Source organism: Mucilaginibacter sp. L3T2-6 (genome assembly GCF_030519355.1).
Classification (GTDB): Bacteria; Bacteroidota; Bacteroidia; order Sphingobacteriales; family Sphingobacteriaceae; genus Mucilaginibacter.
The window spans coordinates 64,962-87,739 of the sequence record NZ_JAUMKC010000018.1 but is presented as its reverse complement, the minus strand read 5'-3'; the positions used below and the strand labels follow the sequence as shown (position 1 = coordinate 87,739).

The window sequence follows — 22,778 nt, the reverse complement described above, 5'->3', positions numbered from 1 at the left end:
TAATTAGGGTTTCCGCAAAAGTAATAATCTAATATTGCATTTCGATATTTATTAAAATAAAGGTGCAGGCCCCGCCCTGGCACTTCAAGATGACTTTGAACCAAAATATCGATTTAATAAATTAATAATAAAAATTGATTATATTTAAAATAATTACAATTTAATCATTTGTAGATGCAATGATTTTTACATAAATACAAAAATTTTAAGATATTTTTAATTATATACCGATTTCGGTAATTTCGTACTTGCACCATTTTATAAACGGCATTAATTTACGATGGATCAAGCTGAAAGGAAACAGGGGCTTTACAGGCCGGAATTTGAACACGACTCGTGCGGTACGGGTTTTATAACTAATATTAACGGGCACAAAAGCCACAAAATAATTGATGACGCGCTTTCCATGCTCGAACACATGGAACATCGCGGCGCCTGCGGCTGTGACCCTGAAAGTGGCGACGGGGCAGGTATATTAATACAAATACCGCATGAATTTTTTATGGAGGAATGCTCCGACCTGGAGATAAGCCTTCCCGAAGCAGGCGCCTATGGCGTAGGTATGATATTTTTCCCAAAAGAATCTGCGCTAAAAAAAGCATGTAAAACGATAATCGACAACGCTGTAGAGAAACTTGGGCTGCATACACTTGGCTACAGAAAGCTTAATGTTGACTCATCGGTAATTGGAGAAACCGCCCGTAAAGCTGAGCCATCTGTTGAACAGATATTTATACAAAGGCCCCATAACATCAACAATACCGATGACTTTGAGCGCAAACTGTATGTATTAAGGCGTTACATCAACAAAACAGTAACCGAAACTATACCGACTGCGGCAGAACATTTTTACTTCACCTCGCTGTCGTGCAAAACCATTATTTACAAAGGCCAGGTAACAACATACCAGCTCCGTAAGTACTTTAAGGACTTAACAGACCCGCGTATTGCATCTGGGCTCGCCATGATCCACTCGCGATTCTCGACCAATACGTTTCCGTCATGGAAACTGGCTCAGCCGTTCCGCCTGATTGCACATAATGGTGAGATCAACACCCTTACCGGTAATTTAAACTGGTTTTACTCAGGAGTTAAATCTTTGGCGTCATCATACTTTACCGGCGAAGAAATGGAAATGCTGCTGCCGGTTATAGATAATAACCAATCTGACTCTGCATGCCTTGATAATATTATCGAGATTTTACAGCACACCGGCCGCTCGCTGCCACACGTTATGATGATGCTGATCCCGGAGGCGTGGGATGGCAACGAGCAAATGGACCCTATAAAAAAAGCATTCTATGAATTTCATGCTACCCTGATGGAACCGTGGGATGGCCCTGCCGCTATCAGCTTTACCGATGGTAAAGTGGTAGGCGCATTGCTCGACAGGAATGGTCTTCGTCCGCTTCGTTTTACGATCACCAGAGATGGACGGGTAATAGCAGCTTCCGAAGCTGGCGTGCTGAATATTGATGAGAGCCTGGTAGTTCGCAAAGGCCGTCTTCAGCCAGGCAAAATGCTGTTGATTGATACAGAACAGGGAAAAATAATTACTGATGACGAAATAAAGCACCAGATTGCATCACGTCAGCCATACGGGCGCTGGCTGGAGAACTACAAAATTGAGCTGGGTCAGTTAGGCGAACCACGCCTCGCATTCGCAAGTTTGTCAGATGATTCTGTTTACCGTTACCAGCAGGTGTTCGGCTACAGCCGAGAGGACATTGAAAGTATCATCAAGCCTATGGCTATTGATGGCAAAGAGCCTATTGGCTCAATGGGTACCGATGTGCCGCTGGCGATCTTGTCTGACAAGCCCCAGCATATATCGAGTTACTTCAAACAGTTCTTCGCACAAGTAACTAACCCGCCTATTGATCCTATACGCGAGCGCCTGGTAATGAGCCTGTCGACATTTATAGGCAACAACGGCAACCTGCTTGACGAAGATAAGATGCACTGCCATTGTGTTGTACTGCAACACCCGATACTAAAAAATCACCAGCTGGAAAAACTGCGCAGTATTGATACCGGTATGTTTCATGCTAAAACGCTGCAAACTTATTACAATGCCGATGGCATGCCAGGATCACTTGAAAGAGGCCTGGCAAGGCTTTGCCGCTACGCGGAGGATTCTGTAGATGACGGATTTGAAGTATTGATACTCTCTGACCGGGCAATTGACTCTGAACACGCGCCAATACCTTCATTGCTGGCCGTATCCGCTGTGCACCACCATTTGATTCGTACCGGCCGCCGTGGAGCGGTTGGACTTGTAGTTGAAACCGGCGACACCTGGGAGGTTCACCACTTTGCCTGTCTGCTTGCTTTTGGCGCAACGGCCATTAACCCGTACCTGGCATTAAGCACCATCAAAACACTTAAAAACAATGGCAACCTCGATACTAACCTTGATGTTAAAGCGCTCCAAAAAAATTATGTGAAAGCGGTTAACGATGGATTGTTAAAGATATTCTCAAAAATGGGTATCTCAACACTGCAATCGTATCATGGCTCGCAGGTTTTTGAAATATTAGGTATTAATAAATCTGTTGTTGACAAATATTTTACCGGCGCAGTTACCCGCATAGGTGGTTTGGGCCTTGATGAGCTGGCCCGCGAATCGCTTTGCAAGCACAAAATAGGCTTTGGCGGCTCCAAAGCCGGTGCGCATTTGTTGCCGGAGGGTGGTATATACCAATGGAAACGCCGCGGCGAGCAGCACTTATTTAACCCGACAACGGTTCACTTGCTGCAGCACGCTACCCGCAGTAACGATTTTAATGTTTATAAAAACTACGCTAAAGAAATAAACGATCAAAGCGAAAAGCATTTCACCATCCGCGGTCTGCTGGATTTTGCGCACCACCGTGAGCCAATAACCCTTGATGAGGTTGAACCGGCCGAAAATATTATGAAACGCTTTGCTACAGGCGCCATGTCGTTCGGCTCAATTTCGCACGAGGCCCATAGCACTATGGCTATTGCCATGAACCGTATTGGCGGTAAAAGCAATACAGGTGAAGGCGGCGAAGATGAAATACGCTATGAGCCGCTTCCAAACGGCGACTTTATGCGCTCGGCCATCAAGCAGGTAGCCTCGGCACGGTTTGGTGTTACGTCAAACTACCTCACTAATGCCGACGAACTGCAGATAAAAATGGCGCAGGGCGCCAAGCCTGGTGAAGGTGGTCAGCTCCCCGGTCACAAGGTTGACGACTGGATTGCAAAAACCCGTCACTCTACCCCTGGCGTAGGCCTGATTTCTCCGCCGCCGCACCACGATATTTATTCTATCGAGGATTTGGCTCAGCTGATATTCGATTTAAAGAACGCCAATCGTGCTGCCCGTATCAATGTCAAGCTGGTATCAAAAGCCGGTGTGGGCACTATTGCCGCGGGTGTGGCCAAAGCCCATGCCGACGTTATCCTGGTTGCAGGATATGATGGCGGAACTGGTGCGTCACCAATCAGTTCAATAAAACATGCCGGTTTACCATGGGAGCTTGGTTTAGCAGAAGCACATCAAACCCTTGTACGCAACAAACTGCGCAGCCGCGTGGTGTTGCAAACCGACGGCCAGCTGAAAACCGGCCGCGATCTGGCAATTGCCACTTTAATGGGCGCCGAAGAATGGGGCGTGGCTACCGCGGCTCTTGTTGCGGGCGGTTGTATCATGATGCGTAAATGTCATTTAAACACCTGTCCTGTGGGTGTGGCTACGCAGGATCCTGAATTGAGGAAGCTATTTTCAGGCAAGCCCGAGCACATCGTAAACCTGTTCAGGTTTATGGCTGAAGAGCTCCGGGAAATCATGGCCGAGCTTGGTTTCCGTACTGTGAACGAGATGGTTGGGCGTGTACAGTTCCTGAAAGTAAAAGACGGCATCAAAAACTGGAAAGCGCAAACCGTTGACCTTTCAGATATATTGCATCCCGTAAATACTCCTAAAGGTTCGACGCTGTATAATAGCGAAAAACAAGACCATGGCATAGATGCAATACTGGACTGGAAATTGCTGGAAGCAGCGCAACCAGCTCTTGCCGACAAAACACCGGTGTTTGCAACTTTCGATGTGAAGAACGTTGACCGTACAATCGGCACTATGCTATCGAACGAAATATCAAAAATTTACGGATCCGCTGGATTGCCCGATAATACCATCAACTTTAAGTTTAAAGGATCAGCCGGCCAAAGTTTTGGCGCGTTTACCACCAAAGGCGTTTCCTTTGAGCTGGAAGGCGAAGCCAATGATTATGTAGGCAAAGGGTTGTCCGGAGCGCAGCTGGCTATCTATCCATCAGAAAAAGCAACATTCACGCCGGAAGAGAATATCATCATCGGCAACGTAGCTTTATATGGCGCAACATCCGGAGAAGTATTTATCCGTGGTATGGCCGGCGAACGTTTCGCTGTACGCAACTCGGGTGCTACCACAGTTGTTGAAGGAATTGGCGACCACGGCTGCGAGTATATGACCGGCGGTCGCGCGCTGATACTTGGCGAAACAGGCCGCAACTTTGCAGCCGGTATGAGCGGCGGTATTGCCTGGGTTTATAATCCAAACAACACGTTTGCTGAAAACTGCAATACCGAGATGGTAGACCTCGACCCGTTATCGCAGCAAGACGAGGAGCAGATAAAGGCGCTGTTACACAAACATGTACACTTAACCGGAAGTAAGGTAGCAAAAGATCTACTGAGCAATTGGGCCGTAGCATCGGAACAATTTATTAAAGTGTACCCGAGAGAGTATAAAAAAGTTATCGAGAAATTACAATATCAAACTATCAGCTAATGGGAAAACCGACAGGATTTCAGGAATTTAACAGGGAGCTGCCGGCAAAAACACCCGTTGCCGAGCGTATAAAAAACTATAAAGAGTTTGTGCACCTGTATACCGACGAGAAGCTGAACCAGCAATCGGCGCGTTGCATGAACTGTGGCATTCCCTTTTGCCACTCAGGCTGTCCGCTGGGTAATATTATCCCGGAATTCAACGATGCGGTTTACCGCAAAAACTGGGAAGAAGCATACAATATCCTTTCATCAACCAACAATTTTCCGGAGTTTACCGGCAGAATTTGCCCTGCTCCCTGTGAGTCTGCGTGTGTGTTAGGTATCAATAAGCCGGCGGTTGCAATTGAAGAAATTGAAAAGCACATTATAGAGATAGCTTATAAAAACAAGTTGGTTAAACCTACAGCGCCATTGGTAAAAACCGGCAAAAAGGTTGCCGTAGTAGGCTCCGGTCCTGCTGGCCTTGCAGCCGCTGCTCAATTGGTTAAAGCTGGTCACGCCGTAACTGTTTATGAGCGTGACGACCGTATAGGCGGACTGCTGCGCTATGGTATTCCTGACTTTAAACTGGAGAAGAGTGTTATCGACCGCCGGCTGGAGATTATGGAAAAAGATGGCGTTGAGTTTAAAATCAATACCAACGTAGGTATTGACATTTCCGCAGATGAACTGGTTCGGTCGAATGATGCGGTGATATTGGCAGGTGGTTCAACCATCCCGCGTAATTTGAATATCCCCGGCAGGGAACTTAAAGGCATTCACTTCGCGATGGACTTCCTGAAGCAGCAGAATAAACGTGTAAGCAATATTGAGGTTCAGGGTGAAGATATAGTGGCAACTGATAAAGATGTAATTGTTATTGGTGGTGGTGATACCGGCTCTGACTGTGTGGGCACATCCAAACGACAGGGAGCAAAATCTATCAGGCAGTTTGAGGTAATGATGCGCCCGCCGGAGCAACGCACCAAACACATGCCATGGCCTACCTACCCTATGCTCTTAAAAACCACCAGCAGTCACGAGGAGGTAGATGCCGATGGTCACTGGAGGCATTGGGGTATAGAAACCATTGAATTTTTAGGCGACGGGCAAGGCAATCTGCGTGCTTTGAAAGTCGTCGATGTATCATGGGAAGAAGACATAAACGGCCGCCCTGTCGCAAAAACTGTAGTTCATGGCTCTGAACGTGAGATCCCCTGCCAACGGGTATTCCTGGCGATGGGTTTCCTGAATCCACAGTATGAAGGTATGTTAGAAAGTCTTGGCATAGAATTGGATGGCCGCAATAACGTACGTGCAACAGAAAAGGCTTACCGCACCAATGTAAGTAAAGTATTTACTGCAGGCGATATGCGCCGCGGGCAGTCGTTGGTGGTATGGGCTATATCCGAAGGCCGCGAGGCTGCGCGCAAAGTGGACGAATTTCTAATGGGGCATTCTGTCCTTGAAAGTAAAGATGCAGTGAATCAATTTGATGAGGTATTTTGAGAAAAACCGAAAGACGCGGTAAAGACAATGAGACTTTCGGGCAATTTAAAAGTCAGTTAATCAATTATACCAATGTGAGCCGGGCGATGAATGTCGTCCGGTTTTTTCCTTTCTGAAATACTATTACAACGCGCTGACTCCGGCAAAATAAAGGCTGGTGATGCCCATATTTTTTATTTTAAAACCTTTTTAAAATAATTACTTTTGCCCTTCACTACCTGAAATTTTTTCAAGTGCCGGACAGTATAGTAATTATCCCCACCTACAACGAAAAGGAAAATATCGAACGGATGATCCGGAGAGTATTTTCACTTCCGCACGATTTCCATATTTTAATAATCGACGATGGTTCCCCCGACGGAACGCCGCTGATTGTGAAACAACTTCAACAGGAATACTCCGGGCGTCTGTTCATGGAAGAACGCGCCGGCAAACAAGGCTTGGGTACGGCTTATATTCATGGCTTCCGGTGGGCCATTGCCCACCAGTATGATTTTATTTTTGAGATGGACGCCGATTTTTCGCATAATCCCGATGACTTGCTAAAACTGCGCGACGCCTGCATAGAAGGCGCCGATGCGGCTGTGGGATCACGTTATGTTAACGGGGTTAATGTGGTAAACTGGCCTATGAGCCGTGTTTTAATGAGCTATTTTGCCTCGGTGTACGTGCGTTTCATAACCGGCATCGATGTACGCGACGCCACTGCCGGCTTTATGTGTTACCGGCGTAAGGTGCTGGAAACCATAAACCTTAATAAAATTAAATTTGTAGGCTATGCTTTCCAGATCGAGATGAAATATACCACCATTAAGCATGGTTTTAAGTTGGTGGAAGTCCCGATCATTTTCACCGACCGCACAGCCGGCACATCTAAAATGTCAACAAGCATTTTCCGCGAAGCATTCTTCGGCGTTATCCAGATGAAAATAAATTCTATTTTCAGGAAGTACCCCGAGGGTTGAGGATAAAATGAAGATTGAAGGGTTAAAGATTACTAATCTTGCTGCTTATCAAGCCTTTGACTTGTAAGATATTTGTCTTTGGATTCGCTATCTAAAACCTTTTGCCTTTAACCTTTTACCTTTCACCTAAAAATACTAATTTCGTTGGCAATGAACGAAAATCTCGATCCTAACCGCGAACGCCTCTCTCCTGCCGAACGTGATATTGAAAAGGTATTGCGGCCGCAGGCTTTTGAGGATTTTACCGGTCAGCATAAAATATTGGCTAACCTGAAGGTATTCGTGATGGCAGCCCGTCAGCGCGGCGAGGCACTCGACCACGTGTTACTGCATGGCCCGCCCGGATTGGGAAAAACCACACTTTCTCACATTATAGCAAACGAGATGGGCGTGGGCATTAAAATTACTTCAGGACCGGTGCTGGATAAGCCCGGTGATCTTGCCGGCCTGCTCACCAATCTTGAAGCCGGCGATATCCTGTTTATCGACGAAATTCATCGGCTAAGTCCGCTGGTCGAAGAATATCTGTACTCCGCGATGGAGGACTTTAAAATAGATATCATGCTGGAGAGCGGTCCGAATGCGCGCTCGGTACAGATTTCATTGAACCCGTTTACGCTGGTCGGCGCTACTACCCGCTCAGGCCTGCTTACAGCTCCGTTACGGGCAAGATTCGGCATAAATGCCAGGCTGGAATATTATGATGCCAAGCTATTGACCACTATCTTGTTGCGTTCATCATCTATACTAAGAACGCCGATAAGCGACGAAGGCGCCTATGAGATCGCCCGCCGCAGCCGCGGTACCCCACGTATTGCAAATGCCCTGCTGCGACGTACCCGTGATTTCGCCCAGATAAAAGGCGATGGTAATATTGATACCGCCATCGCAAAATATGCCCTGAATGCACTTAATGTGGACGAACATGGGCTTGACGAGATGGATAACAAGATACTTACTACAATTATCGATAAGTTTAAAGGTGGACCTGTGGGGTTAAAAACTGTGGCAACTGCCGTTGGCGAAGACGAAGGCACCATTGAGGAAGTTTATGAGCCCTTTTTAATACAGGAGGGCTTTTTAATGCGTACCACACGCGGTCGCGAGGTAACCGAATTGGCCTACCGGCATCTTGGGAAAATAAAAATGGGCGGAAACCCTTCTTTATTTTAACTTATAGTTATTACATTTGATTTTATAAACCGATCTGCCCCGGTGAAAAACATATATTATATCCGGCATGTTTTATGCATGCATGGCCGTTTCCTGTTTGCGCCTGCAGATATTTTTTGATATTAAATATTTCCGGAAACAGTTATTTTGAATATCTGCAATTACAATATTCTTAGCGATAAGGAATTAACCACACTGCTGCAGGCAGGTGATGAGCATGCCTTTACGGAAATTTACAACCGGTACTGGCAAAGGCTTTTTGCCATCGCCGCCAATAAGCTGAAAGAACTTAATGAAGCTGAGGAAATTGTACAGGATATATTTGTATCGCTATGGAAACGCCGCGATGAACTTGGTAAAATTGAAACGCTAAGCCCCTATCTGGCGGTTTCTGTTAAATACCGGGTAATAAAGCATCTGGCTAAGCGCCACAGCCAACAAAAATATACCGACTACAGCCAGTATTTATCCGTTGCTGACGATTCAACCGAGCAATGGCTTGAGTTTGAGGAGCTGCGAAGCCGTCTGGCGATGTTTGTAGCTGACCTTCCGGAGAAATGCCGCCTGGTTTACAGGCTCAGCCGTGAGTCGGGCTTATCACAAAAAAGAATAGCCGCCGAATTGGGTATTTCTGAGAAAACGGTTGAAGCGCATTTAGGAAAAGCGCTCAAAACATTGAGGGCGAGGCTGAGCAGTTTTTTGCTATAGACTTTAGTTTACAATTCATTGGCGAATGAGCGCAAATTTCTGGCGGCTGTGAGCTACAAGCAACGGATAGGGCCGCATAATCCAAATGATGACCACCGGCGTTATCAAAAAGAGTACCTTGAACTTGTCGTAAGGACAGGAGAAAATAATTTATTATTTCTTAACATAGATCAGTGCGACGCATCCTGATGGAAAAGGCTTTGATTCACCAAGCTCTAGTTGGAGATTTTTCTTAATATCAGTACCATCAAACAAGCGTCTCCCCTGCCCAACAATTACGGGATGTATTACCAGATGGAATTCATCAACCAGGCCGGCTAGTATCAACTGTAAAGGCAACTCAACTCCTCCAAGCGAAATATCTTTACCTGGTTGTTGCTTCAATCTTAGTATTTCTTCGACAGGATTAGTATTGACCAGCTTTGTTTTTTTGTCATCAAGGCTCCTCAATGTTCGGGAGAAAACCAGCCTGTCGATACTGTCAAACACCTGCGCAAATTCGTTTACTGGTTCGCTTTCCGATTGTTCCTTTGCTACATTGGGCCAGAATGGGACCATCAATTCATACGTTTTGCGCCCGTAAACAACGAGGTCAGCATTTCTCATTAGGTCAGCAAAATAAATATGAATATCATCAGTGCCCGATACCTTCGTATGATCACAGCAGCCATCTAAGGTTTGATTGATCCCATACACAACCTTTCTCATATCAATAATTTAGTTTTTTGTTAATTAAAATTAGTAATCAACGCATATTGTTTTATTCTGCATGCTCCCATTTTTAAATACTTGTGATACAGTGCGATTTAATCTATATTTATATTACTGGCGACAAAACTATGCTGACTGATATTTTCTTTTCAATATCACCGGGGCTGGGATTCGTCAACCTAAATAACAATTATGACCGACACCTAAAACTTAACGCTTTATGACATTTTCACTAACATGGTTACCCGGAGTTTTAAGAAATGCCGGATTAAAAGTAATAGAGTCCGCGGGCTGGGAAACCCGCGGACAGGGAGATATGGGCATCGTTTCCGGTGTGCTGTGTCACCATACCGGCACGCCGGGAAAAAACAGCGGCAATATGCCTACACTTAATACTTTAATAAACGGCCGGCCTGATTTACCGGGACCGCTATCTCAGCTCGGGCTTGGCCGCGATGGTACTTACTATATTATAGCCGCAGGCAGATGCAACCACGCCGGTAAAGGAAAATGGCAGGGAATAACTGCCGGCAACAGCCGCTTTATTGGTATCGAGGCTGAAAATACCGGCGGAAAGGATGACAAACCCTGGCCCGAAATTCAAATGGATGCCTACCACCGCGGTGTGGCCGCCATACTAAAACACATCGGCAAGGGACCGGAATTTTGTGCCGGCCATAAAGAATATGCTTTGCCCAAAGGACGTAAAAGCGATCCCAGTTTTGATATGGGGGCGTTCCGGAAAGCGGTAGCAGTTATTCTGGCTCCGCCTGCCTCAGGTCCGCGACCTACGCTAAAGCGGGGATTGCCTAATGATCCCGAGTTGGTGAAAATTATGCAGGAAAAAATCGGCGTAAATCCGGATGGAAATTTCGGACCGAAGACAGAGGCTGCAATAAAAGCCTTCCAGGCGACCAATGGCTTGCTGCCGGATGGCGTTGTAGGCCGAAAGACATGGGAACTGATCGACATGGCATAATTTGATTTTATTCGCCGTTACATAGGTATTGCTTTAATGTCAGTAAGTTATTCAGCGCATCGCCCGCCGTATTATTGAAATATACAAAAACGTCCTTTCCTTCATCCTGCCATTCACGGATGTAACAAACGTATTCGTTAAGCAGTTCATCACTGTATGAGCCGCGGTAATTGCCGCTTGGGCCATGAAAGCGTAAATAAACAAAATCGTCAGACGTTGATATTTGGGGTGTCGCAGATTTAGGCATGTCCTGTAAAACCAGGCCTGCGTTAAACCGGCGCAGCAGATCGTACACATCCTCTGTATACCAGGACCGGTGCCTGAATTCAACGGCGATTCGCCAGCCCTGGTCTTCATTTTCGCCTTGCAACAATGCCAGAAGATGCGTCAGTTGTCCCCGGGCGATAGTGGCGCCTGGCGGCAACTGCACCAGTAAGCATCCTTTTTTATCGGCTGCGTAGTTAATAACATTCATAAAACGCGCGATATCTGCATCATTAAAAACAAGGCCTTTGTTGTGGGTTATTTCCCTCCAAAGCTTATAAGTAAAAGTAAAGCCGGCAGGAACTTCGTTAGCCCATTTGGCAACCGTTTTTGGTTGGGGAAGTTTGTAGAACGAACTGTTAATTTCAATGCTGTTGACTAGCGTAGCGCAAAAAGCTAAACGTGAATACTCTTTAAATTCTGGTGGAAAATCCCGCTTTGGCATAGGCACTAAAAGCCCGCTGGTGCCGCCGTAAAATGTACCTCTTTTGTTCTTCAAGACATTAGATGCGCGATATTAGTGATATGCACGCGCGTTATAACAGCAAACATGGTTTTGACACGGATGTTTGCCTAAGCCTCTTTATAATACAAATTACAAAGGCAAAAAGGCAATTTTTTCTATCCTGCTAAAAAAATAAATACGATGTTTGCAGCGGTGATAAAATACCCCGTCGCCAGGAAATAATTGTTGACCTTCCCCTGCTCAGTTTGTTATTTTTGCCTTTGATTTATGGCTTCGAGTAAAACTCCAATTTATACGGCATTTATCGCCAATATGGTTATTGCAGCTACTAAACTCACGGCTGCAGCATTTACAGGCAGTTCCGCGATGGCGTCAGAAGGGATCCATTCCCTGGTCGACACCAGTAACGAGGTTTTACTGCTGCTCGGTATCCATAAAAGCCAGAAACCGGCAGATGAAAAACGTCCCTTTGGCTACGGAAAGGAATTATATTTCTGGTCGTTCGTGGTTTCACTTTTATTTTTTGCGCTAGGTGGCGGATTCTCAATTTACGAGGGTATCGAACACCTGATGCATCCCGAAGCAATAACCAAACCGGTTTGGAATTTTGCCATATTGGGTGTAGCCTTTCTCCTGGATGGCTATTCGCTCATAACGGCTTTAAAGGAGTTTAACCGGCAGCGCGGCTCTATACCTTTCTGGAAAGCTGTGCGGTTAAGCAAAGACCCTACTACCTTTGTGGTTTTATTTGAAGATGCGGCAGACGTTATCGGTATACTAATTGCATTTACAGGCATTTTATTAAGCCAGCTTCTGCATCTGCCGCAGCTTGATGGCGTGGCGTCTATTCTTATCGGTATTTTACTTACCATGGTCGCCGTTCTGCTGGTACGCGAAAGCTACAGCCTGCTTATGGGTGAGACATCGGCGAAAGAAGAACTTGAAAAAATTATGCAGCTGGTGGAGCACCATAATGATGTTCACCGGGTTGCTACTCATTTATCCATGTATATGTCGCCGGAGGAGATCATCCTGTTGTTAAAGATTGAATTTGAACACGGCCGCCAAACGCAGGATCTCGTGCATGTCGTCCGGGGGCTGCGCCAATCTATACAGGAAACCTATCCCTATTATAAACACGTTTTTATTGAGCCCGTGTAGAGTTAAAGGTTAATTCTTAAAACGCAAGGGATTTTACAAAAACAGGCATCAAATTCACCAGCAATCAATTATCCGCCTGCTCCAACGCGCTCCATTTCTTCGCTGGCGCTGCCGTCGGTGCGCTTCCTGGCTTTATAAACTTTACCGAAGCGGTAAGTCAGCGATATCGTGCAAACCCGGCTATCCCGGTGAATAATAAAATACTCTGTTGCATTGGGGAACGATGTGAACCCTTCCATTGCATTGGTATAGAATAGATCGCGCGCTGTAAATCGCAGTGTACCCTTGTTTTTCAGTATCGGTCGTGCTACGCCTGCAGATAGCTGGCCCGTGGGGTATAACAGCTCCTGCACATCATTGAGCGCCTTGGTGGTATAAAATCCAGAGAGTTCCGCGGTATAAGTCTTGCCGATATGGAATTGGTTATTTGCGTTCAGGTTAAGCTGATTGATATTACTGGTGTAATCATTGCCGTTAAACCCTTTCAGCCGTTTGTAAGTGTATGTTGCCTGCGCCGTTACCGACCACCATTTTACCGGGGAAACCGATAATGCAGTCGACAGGCCAGCCGTATAGGTGCTGCCCACATTCCCCTGCGAATAAAGCAAAATCCCCTTTGCGGTATCAGCCAGGAACAACTGCGAAAAATAGTTTTTGATATTGCTGTACGATATCGTTGTTGTCAATAAATCTTTATACTGGTGCGTCACTTCAAGGTTCCAGCTGTATTGCGGCAGTAAGTAAGCGTTGCCGGTTTGGTAGGTGTACTTGTTGATGATAAAGTAGAATGGGTTAAGGCTCTGAAATACAGGCCTGTCTATACGTCTGCTGGCAGTAAAAGTAAAGTTGTTGGCCGTATCGGCCTGGTAGCTGATATAGCCGCTGGGAAAAAACTGCCCATAGTTACGGGAGAAAGCGGAATCCTTTTGGATGGCATTGCCCAGTTGGTGAGCATGGTATCCCGTATGTTCATACCTTATACCGGCTTGCAAAGATAATTTACCCATTTTCCGCTCAAATGAAGTGTATACTGCATTAATATTCTCGTCGTAAATAAAATGGTTGCTTTTGGTATTGTCGTTAACCCATTGACCATCAAGAAGATTTTGATAGGCGGCAAAGTTGTCCGTACTGCTCGATGAAAATTTGAAACCAGCTTCAAGCGTCGAGTTTTTATCGGTTTTAAAAGTATAATCAGCTTTGCCCGATTTAATTTTGATAGACGTAGGGATGTTGCTCCGGGTTTGCTCGGTATAACCATCGGGCGTTAACAGGTGATTAATGAAATCCTGGTCGCTGCCTATGGAATAATGCAGATAATCAAAATCTGCCGCGATGTTTTGGCTCTCGCCAATCTCTTGCCGCAGGTTAATGTTTACCGCACCATTTTTGAAGCTGCCGGTATTGTTATTTCCGGTAAAAATCGCCGAATCCACAGTGCCCGCCGGTTGCATCCACGATGCCGTTGAAACATTGTTACCCTCCCTGTGAATGAACATACCAGTGGCTACAAAGCCGATTGTTGTTTTAGGTGTAATGCTATAATCGAGCCCGGTTTTTACAGTATTGTTTACTGCAGTACCTTTAAAATAAGATGGTTGTTTGAGCAGCGCGGTTATGTTGTTATTGTCGTCATAGTATGTGCGCAGGGCATACAAATCAGTCAGATAATGGTTGTAGCATTACTGTAATTTAAAAATGTATTGATTTTGCCGATGCGATAGTTTAATACCAGGCTATTGTTATTTTTTGAATAAACACCCTGGCCAAATGCAGTGCTTACCGAACCATTAAAGCCTTTAAGCTTGTTCTTTTTTGTCTTGATATTAATAATGCCCGCATTGCCGCTGGCATCATATTTTGCTGTCGGGTTGGAGATCAATTCAATTTGGGCAACCTGGTTGGAGCTCATGCTGCTCAAAAGGTTATTTAAATCAGCGCCAGATAGATAAGTGGGTTTATCATCGATGGTAACCAGCACGCCGGTTTTTCCCTGTAAGGCAATACCGCCATTCCTGTCCACTGTTATACCTGGAGATTTCTCCAGCACCTCCAATACCGTTGTACCTGCATTGGTGACTGACGCATCAACGTTTACAATAACTTTTCCTTTTTGCACCTCAATTGCTTTTGCCTTCGATGTTATCTCGACCTGACTGAGATTTGTGGTGACAGGCTGAAGTCTCAGGGTATCACTGACAGTCTTTGATGGAAAATGATATAGCCGGCTTGATTGAACTTGATAACCGGTGTAAGAAACCGAAAAAGTATAATCGCCGGCAGAGATATTTCCAAACTTTGCAATACCAGCCGGGTTGGCAGCTATGCTTTTAACAGGTTTACCGTCTTGCACGAGCTTGACAGTTGCACCATCGGCGGGCAGCGCCTTTTCATTTACTACTATTAATGAAAAAGTATTTGACTGTAGTTGCTGGCAGTATGCGGTTGCGGTGACACAGATAGTAAAAAAAAAGCTGTAGAAAAATTTTCGGGTTTGCAACATCAATCTTATTGGTTAATATGGCGCCAAGTTATCCAACTAATCCTGATTAAAGGTGTGCCGGAATCACTTTTGTCTTTAGTCATATTTTACCGGCTTCATTTTTTTCCGCCGCCTCCCTGTCTTTTCACAAAAACAAAAGCCGTTAAACCTGCTAAGAACCCCAACCCCGAGGAAATTCGCATAATTTTAGCATAGGCACTGATAAAGCTTTCGTGATAAGCCTTTGCTATTAACTGCTTTTCGTTGCCGGTTATTCCCGCCGGGACTTCCGCGTTGCCCAGATCTGCAGCCCGGGCTATAACCTGCTGTTTTTCGTAAGGCTTTAGTGTTGTATCTCTTAGATGGATTTGCAGAGCGCTTATGAAAAATAAGACGGCAAGAGCGCCAAAAATCGCGTTAGCAAAAACACCCGCAATACGCGACATGGCATTATTTACACCGGATGCTGTTCCTGAAAAATGATCGCTTACTGAACCCATAACCGCAGCGGTAAGCGGGGCCACTGTAAACGACACGCCCAAACCAAAAACAATATAACCGGGAAAAAAGGTTGTCCAGTAATCAGAGGGACCTGCTGTCTGTTTTATGAATGATAAAATTAACAAGCCCGCCCCGGCCGTTGTGGGTCCGAAAATCAGCAAAAGCCTGGGACCGAATTTATCAGCAAGACTGCCGGCAAAACGCGCCAGGGTGATCATCATTAGCGTAAATGGCAAAAACGTCAGCCCGCTTTGTAACTGACTATAGCCCTGTACCTGTACCAGATTTAACGATATGAACAACATGCCGGCCCCCAAACCCGCATATAAAAACAGAGTAAGCAGATTTGTGCCGGTAAATATCGGATTGGCGAAAAGTGATAAAGGCATCATAGGTTGTTTGCTGTTTTTTTCGATTACTATAAATATCACCAGCAATAATATGCCTGCTCCCAGCGAGCCATAGGCCTGTAGATTATGTAAGCCGACAGCCGGTATCCTCAAAAAGCCAAAAGTTAATAAAGCCAGGCCAAAGGCAATTGTCATCGCTCCCTGAAAGTCGAGCGGTTGCCTTGTGTCCTGGTCTTTTGTTTCATATACTTTAAAGCCAAGCATCAGCAAAGCAGCTATACCGATAGGTATATTTATAAAAAAAATATAACGCCACAGGCCCGAATCGGCTAAGGCCCCACCCAGTATTGGCGCCCCCATGGTAACTAATGTGGTGGCTGCCGACCAGGTACCTATAGCTTTCCCCCGCTCATCCGGGTTGATGGATGATGATATCAGGGAAAGGCTGCCGGGTATCATCAGGGCGCCGCCAACTCCCTGTATTATTCTGAATAAGATTAGATAGGTAACGCCCGGAGATATACCACACGCTGCTGATCCACATATAAAAATAAATATGCCGGCCATGAACACCTTTTTGCGGCCCAGCTTGTCGCCCAATGAACCACCTATCAATATCAGCGAAGCCAGCATCAGGAGATAGGCATTCAATATCCAGAATAAATCAGCACCAGAGGCCCCGAGGCTTTTTTGAAGAGCAGGCAACACCACATTCAGCGCCGTAGCATCAATAAATGCCATTGATGAAGCCAATATGGTAGAAATCATGATCCATTTTCCCGCTCTGCTGCGAAGTGATACCGTGAGCATATTGTTGATTTATAGCGTGATGATGCTAACAAATATCAGCAGAAAAGTTTGGCAAAACCAGCGGGACACAATTTACATATATCAATGAGCGCTGCCTGTTACCTATATTTGAGCCATGACCCTCATCCCCTATCTTATTTATACCTTGCTTTTTACCGGCGCTGTGTTGAGCGTTGTTGCAAAAAAGCTAACGGTATCCGGCGCCGGTTTAGGTTTTGTTGTTGGTGGGTTAGTGTACCTCGGTGATAGTTATACAGGTATAATCCTCCTTACTTTATTTTTTGTGTTGGGTTCGTGGGCTACAGGACAAGGGCTAAATAAAAAGCAAGCGCTGGGCTTTGCCGAAGCCAACAAGGGTTGCCGCACCGCCGGGCAGGTGTTTGCAAACGGCGGCGTGGCAGCTATCACCGGGGCGTTGGCATGGTATTTTCCTTCATCTGCGCATACGTTACAGTTAATGCTGGCCGGAAGCCTCGCCGCTGCCACCGCAGATACGATATCATCCGAATTAGGCACCCTATTGGGCCGCAGTTTTTACAATGTTGTAACATTAAAAAAAGATAAACCCGGGCTTGACGGCGTTATAAGCCTGGAAGGTACCCTGGCCGGAGCCGGAGGATGTGTACTGATAGCGCTGGTGTACGGTATTTCACAAGGCTGGTGTAAGGAGTTGATATGGATAATAATTGCGGGCCTTACCGGCAATTTTATCGACTCATTGTTAGGCGCAACTCTCGAAAAGAAAGGAATAATTGGAAATAATGCAGTGAATTTTATGAATACTTCGGCCGGAGCCTTGTGTTGCCTTTTCCTGGAAAACATTTAATAATTAGATATTTACATAACCATCAGGTTAAAACCTCTTAAAAAAGATTTCTGCTAAAAATTTATTATAGATGTTTGGTAAATAATATTAACTACATTTACCGCTATTAATATCAATATAATGCAAGAAGGAACAGTAAAGTTTTTTAACGAAGAAAAAGGCTTTGGATTTATTATCCCAAGCAACGGTGACAAAGAAGTCTTTGTACATTCATCAGGACTAATCGACCGCATCCGCGAGAATGACACCGTACAGTATGAAGTAGAAGAAGGTAGAAAAGGCCCTAACGCCGTACGAGTAAAGATAGCTTAACATACTATTAAACAATCTTAAAAGCGCTTTCTGGTTAAACCGAAGGCGCTTTTTCGTTTTAGAGTCTTAGTCTCAGGTAAGTACCGTTCTTAATATGGCGAAGGGCTCATCGAAGTCCACCCGCCATCAACAACCAGGCTCTGACCAGTTACATGGCCAGACTCCGGCGAAACGAAAAACAAAGCCGCATTGGCGATATCCTGCACCGTAGCCGGCTTACCTATAGGTGTTATGCGCGACCAGATATCTTTGTAGTCTTCATCCATCATGGTTCGTTCGGTTAGTGTGGCCCCCGGCGCAATAGTATTAATAGTAATATTATAAGGTGACAATTCGGCCACCAAACTCTTGGCTAGCATATTAAGCCCCGCCTTGGTCATACCGTATGCTGCCAGGTTTTTATGTGCCTGGTGCCCTGTTACTGATGACATCAGCAATATTCTGCCGCCCGAACCTTGTTTTTTAATCTGAATCGCGGCCCGCTGTGTAAGGAAAAAGCTGCCGTACAAATTAAGGCCCATCAGCTGCTGTAACGATTCAGGCTGATATTCCAGGAAATCACCAAAAGTGGTTATCCCGGCATTAGCTATGGCGATTGTAAGCTTGCCGAATTTTTCTACGGCCTCATCCACTAAATATTGGATAAATGCGACGTTGCTTACATCGCCTGCTACAGCCTCACATTTACCGCCCTCGTTTTTTATAGTATCAGCTGCCTTGCTCGCCAATTCATCTTCAATATCATTTAAAATTACTGAAGCGCCCTGATGCGCCAACTGTCTTGCAATTTCGAAACCTATACCCTGCCCTGCACCCGTTACTACAGCCACCTGGCCGTCGAATTTCTTTTCTGTCATTATTAATAAATTAATGCGAATCCCTTAACACCTCACTGCCGCTGCCGCCCTTAAGGAAGCCAAAATCGGCTCCCAAATGCGCTTGCTCAACATTTTGCTGGTAAAGCCAGGTATAGCCGCGCTGTACTTGCGGATAAGAGGGAAGCATGTTTTGCTTACGTTTTTCAATATCTTCCCCGCTAAGCGCCAGGTGCAATGTTTTACTGGCAACATCAAGCGTAATCAGGTCGCCATCCTGCACAATGGCGATGGTACCACCTGCGGCCGCTTCGGGAGAAACATGCAGCACCACAGTGCCAAAACCGGTTCCGCTCATACGCCCGTCTGAAATGCGCACCATATCGGTAACTCCTTTTTCAAGCAGCTTTTTAGGCAACGACATATTGCCAACTTCAGGCATGCCAGGATAGCCTTGCGGACCGACGTTTTTTAAAACCAATACGCTGTTTTCGTCAACATCAAGCAACGGGTCATCTATCCTCGCCTTGTAATCTTCTATATTTTCAAAAACTACAGCTTTACCTGTATGCTGCATCAGCGCTGTATTAGCCGCAGACGGCTTCATCACTGCGCCATTTGGGCACAAATTGCCCTTCAAAACGGTTATGCCGGCCAGTTGATTAAACGGTTCGGCAATAGTTGCTATCACGTCCCGGTTATAGCACGCAGCGTTCCGATAGTTTTCTGCTATAGGTTTGCCGCTTACCGTAATTGTTTCACGATGCAATAAAGAGTCAAGTTCCTTCATTACAGCGGGTATGCCACCTGCATAATAAAGGTCTTCCATAAAGTACTTGCCGGAGGGCTGAAGATTAACCAGCAACGGGACGCCTTTTGCAGCAGTGTCAAAATCATCTATCGTTAATTCAACTCCAATTCTGCCGGCAATGGCCAGTAAGTGAATGATAAAATTGGTAGAACCGCCGATAGCCGCATTGGCAATAATTGCATTCTCGAAGGCTTCACGGGTCAATACATCCGATAATTTCAAATCTTCTTTAACCATATCTACAATCCGCATACCTGACAGGTGGGCCAGCAGCTTACGCCGAGAGTCAGCCGCAGGAATGGCGGCATTTTCGGGGAGTGATAAGCCAAGTGCCTCTGTCATAACGGCCATAGTAGATGCTGTGCCCATTACAGCGCAATGCCCCCTGCTTCGCGACATGCAGGCCTCAGCAACATTCATTTCTTCCTCCGTCATCCTGCCGGAGCGTTGTGCTTCAGAAAAACGCCATACATCCGAAGTGCTAATGTCCCTGCCTTCGTACTTGCCGGTAAGCATAGCGCCGCCCGAGACTACGATAGTTGGAATATTCACGCTGCATGCGCCCATAATCAGCGATGGCGTGGTTTTATCGCAGCCGCACAGCAGCACTACCCCATCAAGAGGATTGGCCCTTATCGATTCTTCTACATCCATGCTTGCCAGGTTACGATAAAGCATCGCTGTGGGTTTAATAAGCGTTTCGCCCAGTGACATCACAGGAAACTCAACCGGAAAACCACCGGCCTCGTAAATGCCGTGCTTTACGGATTCAGCCAGTTCGCGGAAGTGTGCATTGCAAGGCGTCAATTCCGACCATGTATTACAAATGCCGATTACCGGCTTACCCTTAAATTCGTGCGCTGGGATACCCTGGTTTTTCATCCAGGAACGATAAATAAAGCCATCCTTGCCTGTACGGCCAAACCATTCACTGCTGCGCAGCTTTTTTTCACTCATGTTTATAATTGGGCTTGTGATGGGTAAAGTTAGTTTTTTTTACAGAGACGCGATACCCGGGTCTTATAAAAGCTACTTTTCGATAGCCTGCCGACAAAAAAAGCAAAGCATTGCGTCTCCACGAAAAGAACATCAACCTGCCGTTAGCTTATTTTTCCTGAACATTCTTCCTACAATAAAAGCGACAGTAAACATCAATATTGCAGCTATTATGGCGCTAACTCTAAACGAATGCAGGAAGGCATTACGGGCTATCGTTAAAATGCCATGCTGAGCCGCGCCGGGAAGCTGTTTTGCATTCTCCACCGCGGCCCCAAAAGTTGCAGAAGCAGCATGAATTGCGCTTTGCGGAAGCCCTGTTTCTTTCAACCTCAAAAAATCCATTCGGTATACCGCCACACCGATACTACCAAGCAAAGCAATACCAAATGAGCCGCCTAATGTTGTGATTGTTTCCGAAATACCTGCCGCCGCACCAGCCCGTTCGGGTGGCGCGGCTGTCATTACATTACCCATACTTAAGGTTACGGCCATCCCGCAGCCGGTGGAGATCAGCATTGAGGCGATAAGCATTACCGTTAGATCTGTATTGATACGTGTGAAAACGGTTAGCCCAACTCCCATTGTTATTAACGACAGCGTGATTAATAGCGACTTACGGATGAACTTGCTTAGCGGAGCTGCAAATGAGCAGGAAAAGGTGCTGATAATAGCTGCCGGTAAGGTCCACAGCCCGGCGGCAAGCGGCGTCATGCCTAAGGCCAATTGCAGGTATTGCCCCACAAATAAAAAGATGCCGCACCACATAAACAACGCGATGCAAGTTGTAACCAGCGCAATACGGAAAAGTGGTATTTTGAATAGGTCCAGGTTGATCAGGGGGGCGGTCAATTTTTGCTGACGGCGAAAGAATACGACGCCAAACGCGCCGCCAATTAAAGCCGGTATTAACATCGCAGGCTCTAAACCTTTTTCTGCAAGTTCTTTTATGCCAAAGGTAACAGGCAGTATAGTTACCAACAACAAAACTACACTGATGAAATCAAACTTTGCAGTGCCCGGATCCTTAAATTCCGGAAGCAGCAAGGGACCCAATATTAAAAACAGTATCATCACAGGCACACTCATCAAAAACACCGAGCCCCACCAGAAGTGAGTCAGCAAAAAACCGCCAACCACCGGTCCTAACATTGTGCCTGTTGAAAAGCAGGTAGTCCACAACCCCACGGCAAAGTTGCGCTGGTTATCGTTATGAAACATATTGCGAATCATAGAAAGCGTAGAGGGCAATAAGGTAGCCCCTGCTATACCGAGCATGGCCCGGGCACATATAAGCAGATCGGCGTTTTTTGCAAATGCGGCCAATGCAGATGCTGCCGCAAATGCTATGGCGCCTGCCAGCAATAGCTTTCGGCGGCCAATCCTGTCGCCAACTGTCCCCATTGTAATCAGGAAACCGCATTCCAAAAAACCATAAATATCTGTTATCCACAACTGCTGTGAACTGGACGGTTTAAGTGCCTGGCTGATGGATGGCACTGCGAGGTAAACAACCGTGGTGTCCATTGATACCAGTAAAGTAGGCAATGCAAGCACGGCAAGTGCTATCCATTCTTTGCTTCCGGCTTTAGACTGAACTGTTTGCATAAAGCCAAAAATATAAATGTGAGGCTAATTGAATACGGTGAATATATGCCAACGTAGGGCGGAAATAATGACAACCCATTATATCCGGGTATTAAATAGTTGATTTACAGCCTTTCTTTGTATATTTATGCTACAATGAATGACCGGCATTTTAATTATCAAGCGCTATTCATCAAATGGCTGCTGGCAATTGCCCTGTTGCCGGGCGTCTTTTTATTTTCGGGCGCTACGCTGCGAGCCCAGCCCAATCAAGAACTATCAGGCACTGAAGTCTTCTACATTTCAGAAAGGCATGCTGTAAAAAGTATTACCTACCAAAGAGCTATCATACAAGTATATCAGTTACAGAACCGGCTGATTTCAATTGATAAGCCACTAACAGTATTATCACGTTTCGCTAGTCTTCACACTAAAACACTCAATAAAGTTTACAACAGCAAAACTATCGGTAAGCCGGACAACTGGTTCTTTTATCAGCCCAAAATAACTTCTCAACAATACGACGATCCTGACATAGTCCTGATATAAACTCCACTCTTTAGCGGCCTG

The 22,778-nt window shown here is 45.8% G+C and carries 18 protein-coding genes; 10 read left to right on the top strand and 8 right to left on the bottom strand.

Annotated features, from left to right (window positions below; translation table 11 throughout):
• The first annotated feature begins 280 nt into the window (after positions 1-280).
• The 5 genes from gltB (at position 281) to Q3W13_RS18590 (ending at position 9,137) form a co-directional block, all read left to right on the top strand.
• The gene (gltB, locus tag Q3W13_RS18610) at positions 281-4,801 is read left to right on the top strand and encodes a glutamate synthase large subunit (protein ID WP_302866345.1); all 4,521 of its coding nucleotides are present in this window, start codon (positions 281-283) and stop codon (positions 4,799-4,801) included.
• Positions 4,801-6,291: a glutamate synthase subunit beta gene (locus tag Q3W13_RS18605; RefSeq protein WP_302866343.1), complete on the top strand. Its 1,491-nt coding sequence runs from the start codon at positions 4,801-4,803 to the stop codon at positions 6,289-6,291. The genes gltB and Q3W13_RS18605 overlap by 1 nt, the downstream gene beginning before the upstream one ends.
• A gap of 233 nt (positions 6,292-6,524) precedes the next feature.
• Positions 6,525-7,256: a polyprenol monophosphomannose synthase gene (locus tag Q3W13_RS18600; protein ID WP_302866342.1), complete on the top strand. Its 732-nt coding sequence runs from the start codon at positions 6,525-6,527 to the stop codon at positions 7,254-7,256.
• A gap of 150 nt (positions 7,257-7,406) precedes the next feature.
• Positions 7,407-8,429, top strand: a complete 1,023-nt coding sequence (ruvB, locus tag Q3W13_RS18595; RefSeq protein ID WP_302866340.1) for a Holliday junction branch migration DNA helicase RuvB — start codon at positions 7,407-7,409, stop codon at positions 8,427-8,429.
• A 147-nt stretch (positions 8,430-8,576) separates the two neighbouring features.
• A complete protein-coding gene (locus Q3W13_RS18590; RefSeq protein WP_302866338.1) occupies positions 8,577-9,137 on the top strand; it encodes an RNA polymerase sigma-70 factor in 561 nt (186 codons plus the stop codon).
• Between the two features lie 153 nt (positions 9,138-9,290).
• On the opposite strand, the gene Q3W13_RS18585 is transcribed toward Q3W13_RS18590, so the two are convergent.
• On the bottom strand, positions 9,291-9,845 hold the full coding sequence (locus Q3W13_RS18585; RefSeq protein ID WP_302866336.1) for a dihydrofolate reductase family protein: 555 nt from the start codon (positions 9,843-9,845) through the stop codon (positions 9,291-9,293).
• A 223-nt stretch (positions 9,846-10,068) separates the two neighbouring features.
• Here Q3W13_RS18585 and Q3W13_RS18580 point away from each other — a divergent pair, with 223 nt between their 5' ends.
• Positions 10,069-10,827, top strand: a complete 759-nt coding sequence (locus Q3W13_RS18580; protein WP_302866335.1) for an N-acetylmuramoyl-L-alanine amidase — start codon at positions 10,069-10,071, stop codon at positions 10,825-10,827.
• Between the two features lie 7 nt (positions 10,828-10,834).
• On the opposite strand, the gene Q3W13_RS18575 is transcribed toward Q3W13_RS18580, so the two are convergent.
• A complete protein-coding gene (locus Q3W13_RS18575) occupies positions 10,835-11,590 on the bottom strand; it encodes a DUF72 domain-containing protein (protein WP_302866334.1) in 756 nt (251 codons plus the stop codon).
• A gap of 234 nt (positions 11,591-11,824) precedes the next feature.
• Between Q3W13_RS18575 and Q3W13_RS18570 the strand changes: the two genes are divergently transcribed.
• Positions 11,825-12,718, top strand: coding sequence for a cation diffusion facilitator family transporter (locus tag Q3W13_RS18570; RefSeq protein ID WP_302866332.1), 894 nt, complete (start codon positions 11,825-11,827; stop codon positions 12,716-12,718).
• 68 nt (positions 12,719-12,786) lie between these two features.
• Here Q3W13_RS18570 and Q3W13_RS18565 read toward each other — a convergent pair whose 3' ends face one another.
• From Q3W13_RS18565 to Q3W13_RS18555, 3 genes are all read right to left on the bottom strand, one after another.
• The gene (locus tag Q3W13_RS18565) at positions 12,787-14,376 is read right to left on the bottom strand and encodes an outer membrane beta-barrel family protein (RefSeq protein ID WP_302866330.1); all 1,590 of its coding nucleotides are present in this window, start codon (positions 14,374-14,376) and stop codon (positions 12,787-12,789) included.
• A gap of 5 nt (positions 14,377-14,381) precedes the next feature.
• A complete protein-coding gene (locus Q3W13_RS18560) occupies positions 14,382-15,221 on the bottom strand; it encodes a TonB-dependent receptor (protein WP_302866328.1) in 840 nt (279 codons plus the stop codon).
• A 95-nt stretch (positions 15,222-15,316) separates the two neighbouring features.
• On the bottom strand, positions 15,317-16,861 hold the full coding sequence (locus Q3W13_RS18555; protein WP_302866326.1) for an MFS transporter: 1,545 nt from the start codon (positions 16,859-16,861) through the stop codon (positions 15,317-15,319).
• A 115-nt stretch (positions 16,862-16,976) separates the two neighbouring features.
• Here Q3W13_RS18555 and Q3W13_RS18550 point away from each other — a divergent pair, with 115 nt between their 5' ends.
• Positions 16,977-17,687, top strand: coding sequence for a DUF92 domain-containing protein (locus tag Q3W13_RS18550; RefSeq protein ID WP_302866325.1), 711 nt, complete (start codon positions 16,977-16,979; stop codon positions 17,685-17,687).
• Between the two features lie 120 nt (positions 17,688-17,807).
• Positions 17,808-17,999: a cold-shock protein gene (locus Q3W13_RS18545; RefSeq protein ID WP_302866323.1), complete on the top strand. Its 192-nt coding sequence runs from the start codon at positions 17,808-17,810 to the stop codon at positions 17,997-17,999.
• An 89-nt stretch (positions 18,000-18,088) separates the two neighbouring features.
• On the opposite strand, the gene Q3W13_RS18540 is transcribed toward Q3W13_RS18545, so the two are convergent.
• The 3 genes from Q3W13_RS18540 to Q3W13_RS18530 all read right to left on the bottom strand — a co-directional run bounded on the left by Q3W13_RS18540 (position 18,089) and on the right by Q3W13_RS18530 (position 22,229).
• Positions 18,089-18,856, bottom strand: coding sequence for an SDR family NAD(P)-dependent oxidoreductase (locus tag Q3W13_RS18540; RefSeq protein ID WP_302866321.1), 768 nt, complete (start codon positions 18,854-18,856; stop codon positions 18,089-18,091).
• A gap of 10 nt (positions 18,857-18,866) precedes the next feature.
• A complete protein-coding gene (locus tag Q3W13_RS18535) occupies positions 18,867-20,582 on the bottom strand; it encodes an IlvD/Edd family dehydratase (protein ID WP_302866320.1) in 1,716 nt (571 codons plus the stop codon).
• A 132-nt stretch (positions 20,583-20,714) separates the two neighbouring features.
• Positions 20,715-22,229, bottom strand: a complete 1,515-nt coding sequence (locus Q3W13_RS18530; RefSeq protein WP_302866318.1) for an MFS transporter — start codon at positions 22,227-22,229, stop codon at positions 20,715-20,717.
• A 135-nt stretch (positions 22,230-22,364) separates the two neighbouring features.
• Here Q3W13_RS18530 and Q3W13_RS18525 point away from each other — a divergent pair, with 135 nt between their 5' ends.
• Positions 22,365-22,757 (top strand): hypothetical protein, encoded by a 393-nt coding sequence (locus Q3W13_RS18525; RefSeq protein WP_302866316.1) that lies wholly within the window; start codon positions 22,365-22,367, stop codon positions 22,755-22,757.
• The last annotated feature ends 21 nt before the right edge of the window (positions 22,758-22,778 follow it).

Excerpts from the sequence above, each read along its gene's own strand:
- Q3W13_RS18605 (WP_302866343.1), top strand. The coding sequence starts at position 4,801 with ATGGGAAAACCGACAGGATTTCAGGAATTTAACAGGGAGCTGCCGGCA.
- Q3W13_RS18560 (WP_302866328.1), bottom strand. The coding sequence starts at position 15,221 with ATGTTGCAAACCCGAAAATTTTTCTACAGCTTTTTTTTTACTATCTGT.
- Q3W13_RS18550 (WP_302866325.1), top strand. The coding sequence starts at position 16,977 with ATGACCCTCATCCCCTATCTTATTTATACCTTGCTTTTTACCGGCGCT.
- Q3W13_RS18540 (WP_302866321.1), bottom strand. The coding sequence starts at position 18,856 with ATGACAGAAAAGAAATTCGACGGCCAGGTGGCTGTAGTAACGGGTGCA.
- Q3W13_RS18580 (WP_302866335.1), top strand. The coding sequence starts at position 10,069 with ATGACATTTTCACTAACATGGTTACCCGGAGTTTTAAGAAATGCCGGA.
- Q3W13_RS18535 (WP_302866320.1), bottom strand. The coding sequence starts at position 20,582 with ATGAGTGAAAAAAAGCTGCGCAGCAGTGAATGGTTTGGCCGTACAGGC.
- Q3W13_RS18555 (WP_302866326.1), bottom strand. The coding sequence starts at position 16,861 with ATGCTCACGGTATCACTTCGCAGCAGAGCGGGAAAATGGATCATGATT.
- Q3W13_RS18530 (WP_302866318.1), bottom strand. The coding sequence starts at position 22,229 with ATGCAAACAGTTCAGTCTAAAGCCGGAAGCAAAGAATGGATAGCACTT.
- Q3W13_RS18525 (WP_302866316.1), top strand. The coding sequence starts at position 22,365 with ATGAATGACCGGCATTTTAATTATCAAGCGCTATTCATCAAATGGCTG.
- Q3W13_RS18585 (WP_302866336.1), bottom strand. The coding sequence starts at position 9,845 with ATGAGAAAGGTTGTGTATGGGATCAATCAAACCTTAGATGGCTGCTGT.
- Q3W13_RS18570 (WP_302866332.1), top strand. The coding sequence starts at position 11,825 with ATGGCTTCGAGTAAAACTCCAATTTATACGGCATTTATCGCCAATATG.
- ruvB (WP_302866340.1), top strand. The coding sequence starts at position 7,407 with ATGAACGAAAATCTCGATCCTAACCGCGAACGCCTCTCTCCTGCCGAA.
- Q3W13_RS18545 (WP_302866323.1), top strand. The coding sequence starts at position 17,808 with ATGCAAGAAGGAACAGTAAAGTTTTTTAACGAAGAAAAAGGCTTTGGA.
- gltB (WP_302866345.1), top strand. The coding sequence starts at position 281 with ATGGATCAAGCTGAAAGGAAACAGGGGCTTTACAGGCCGGAATTTGAA.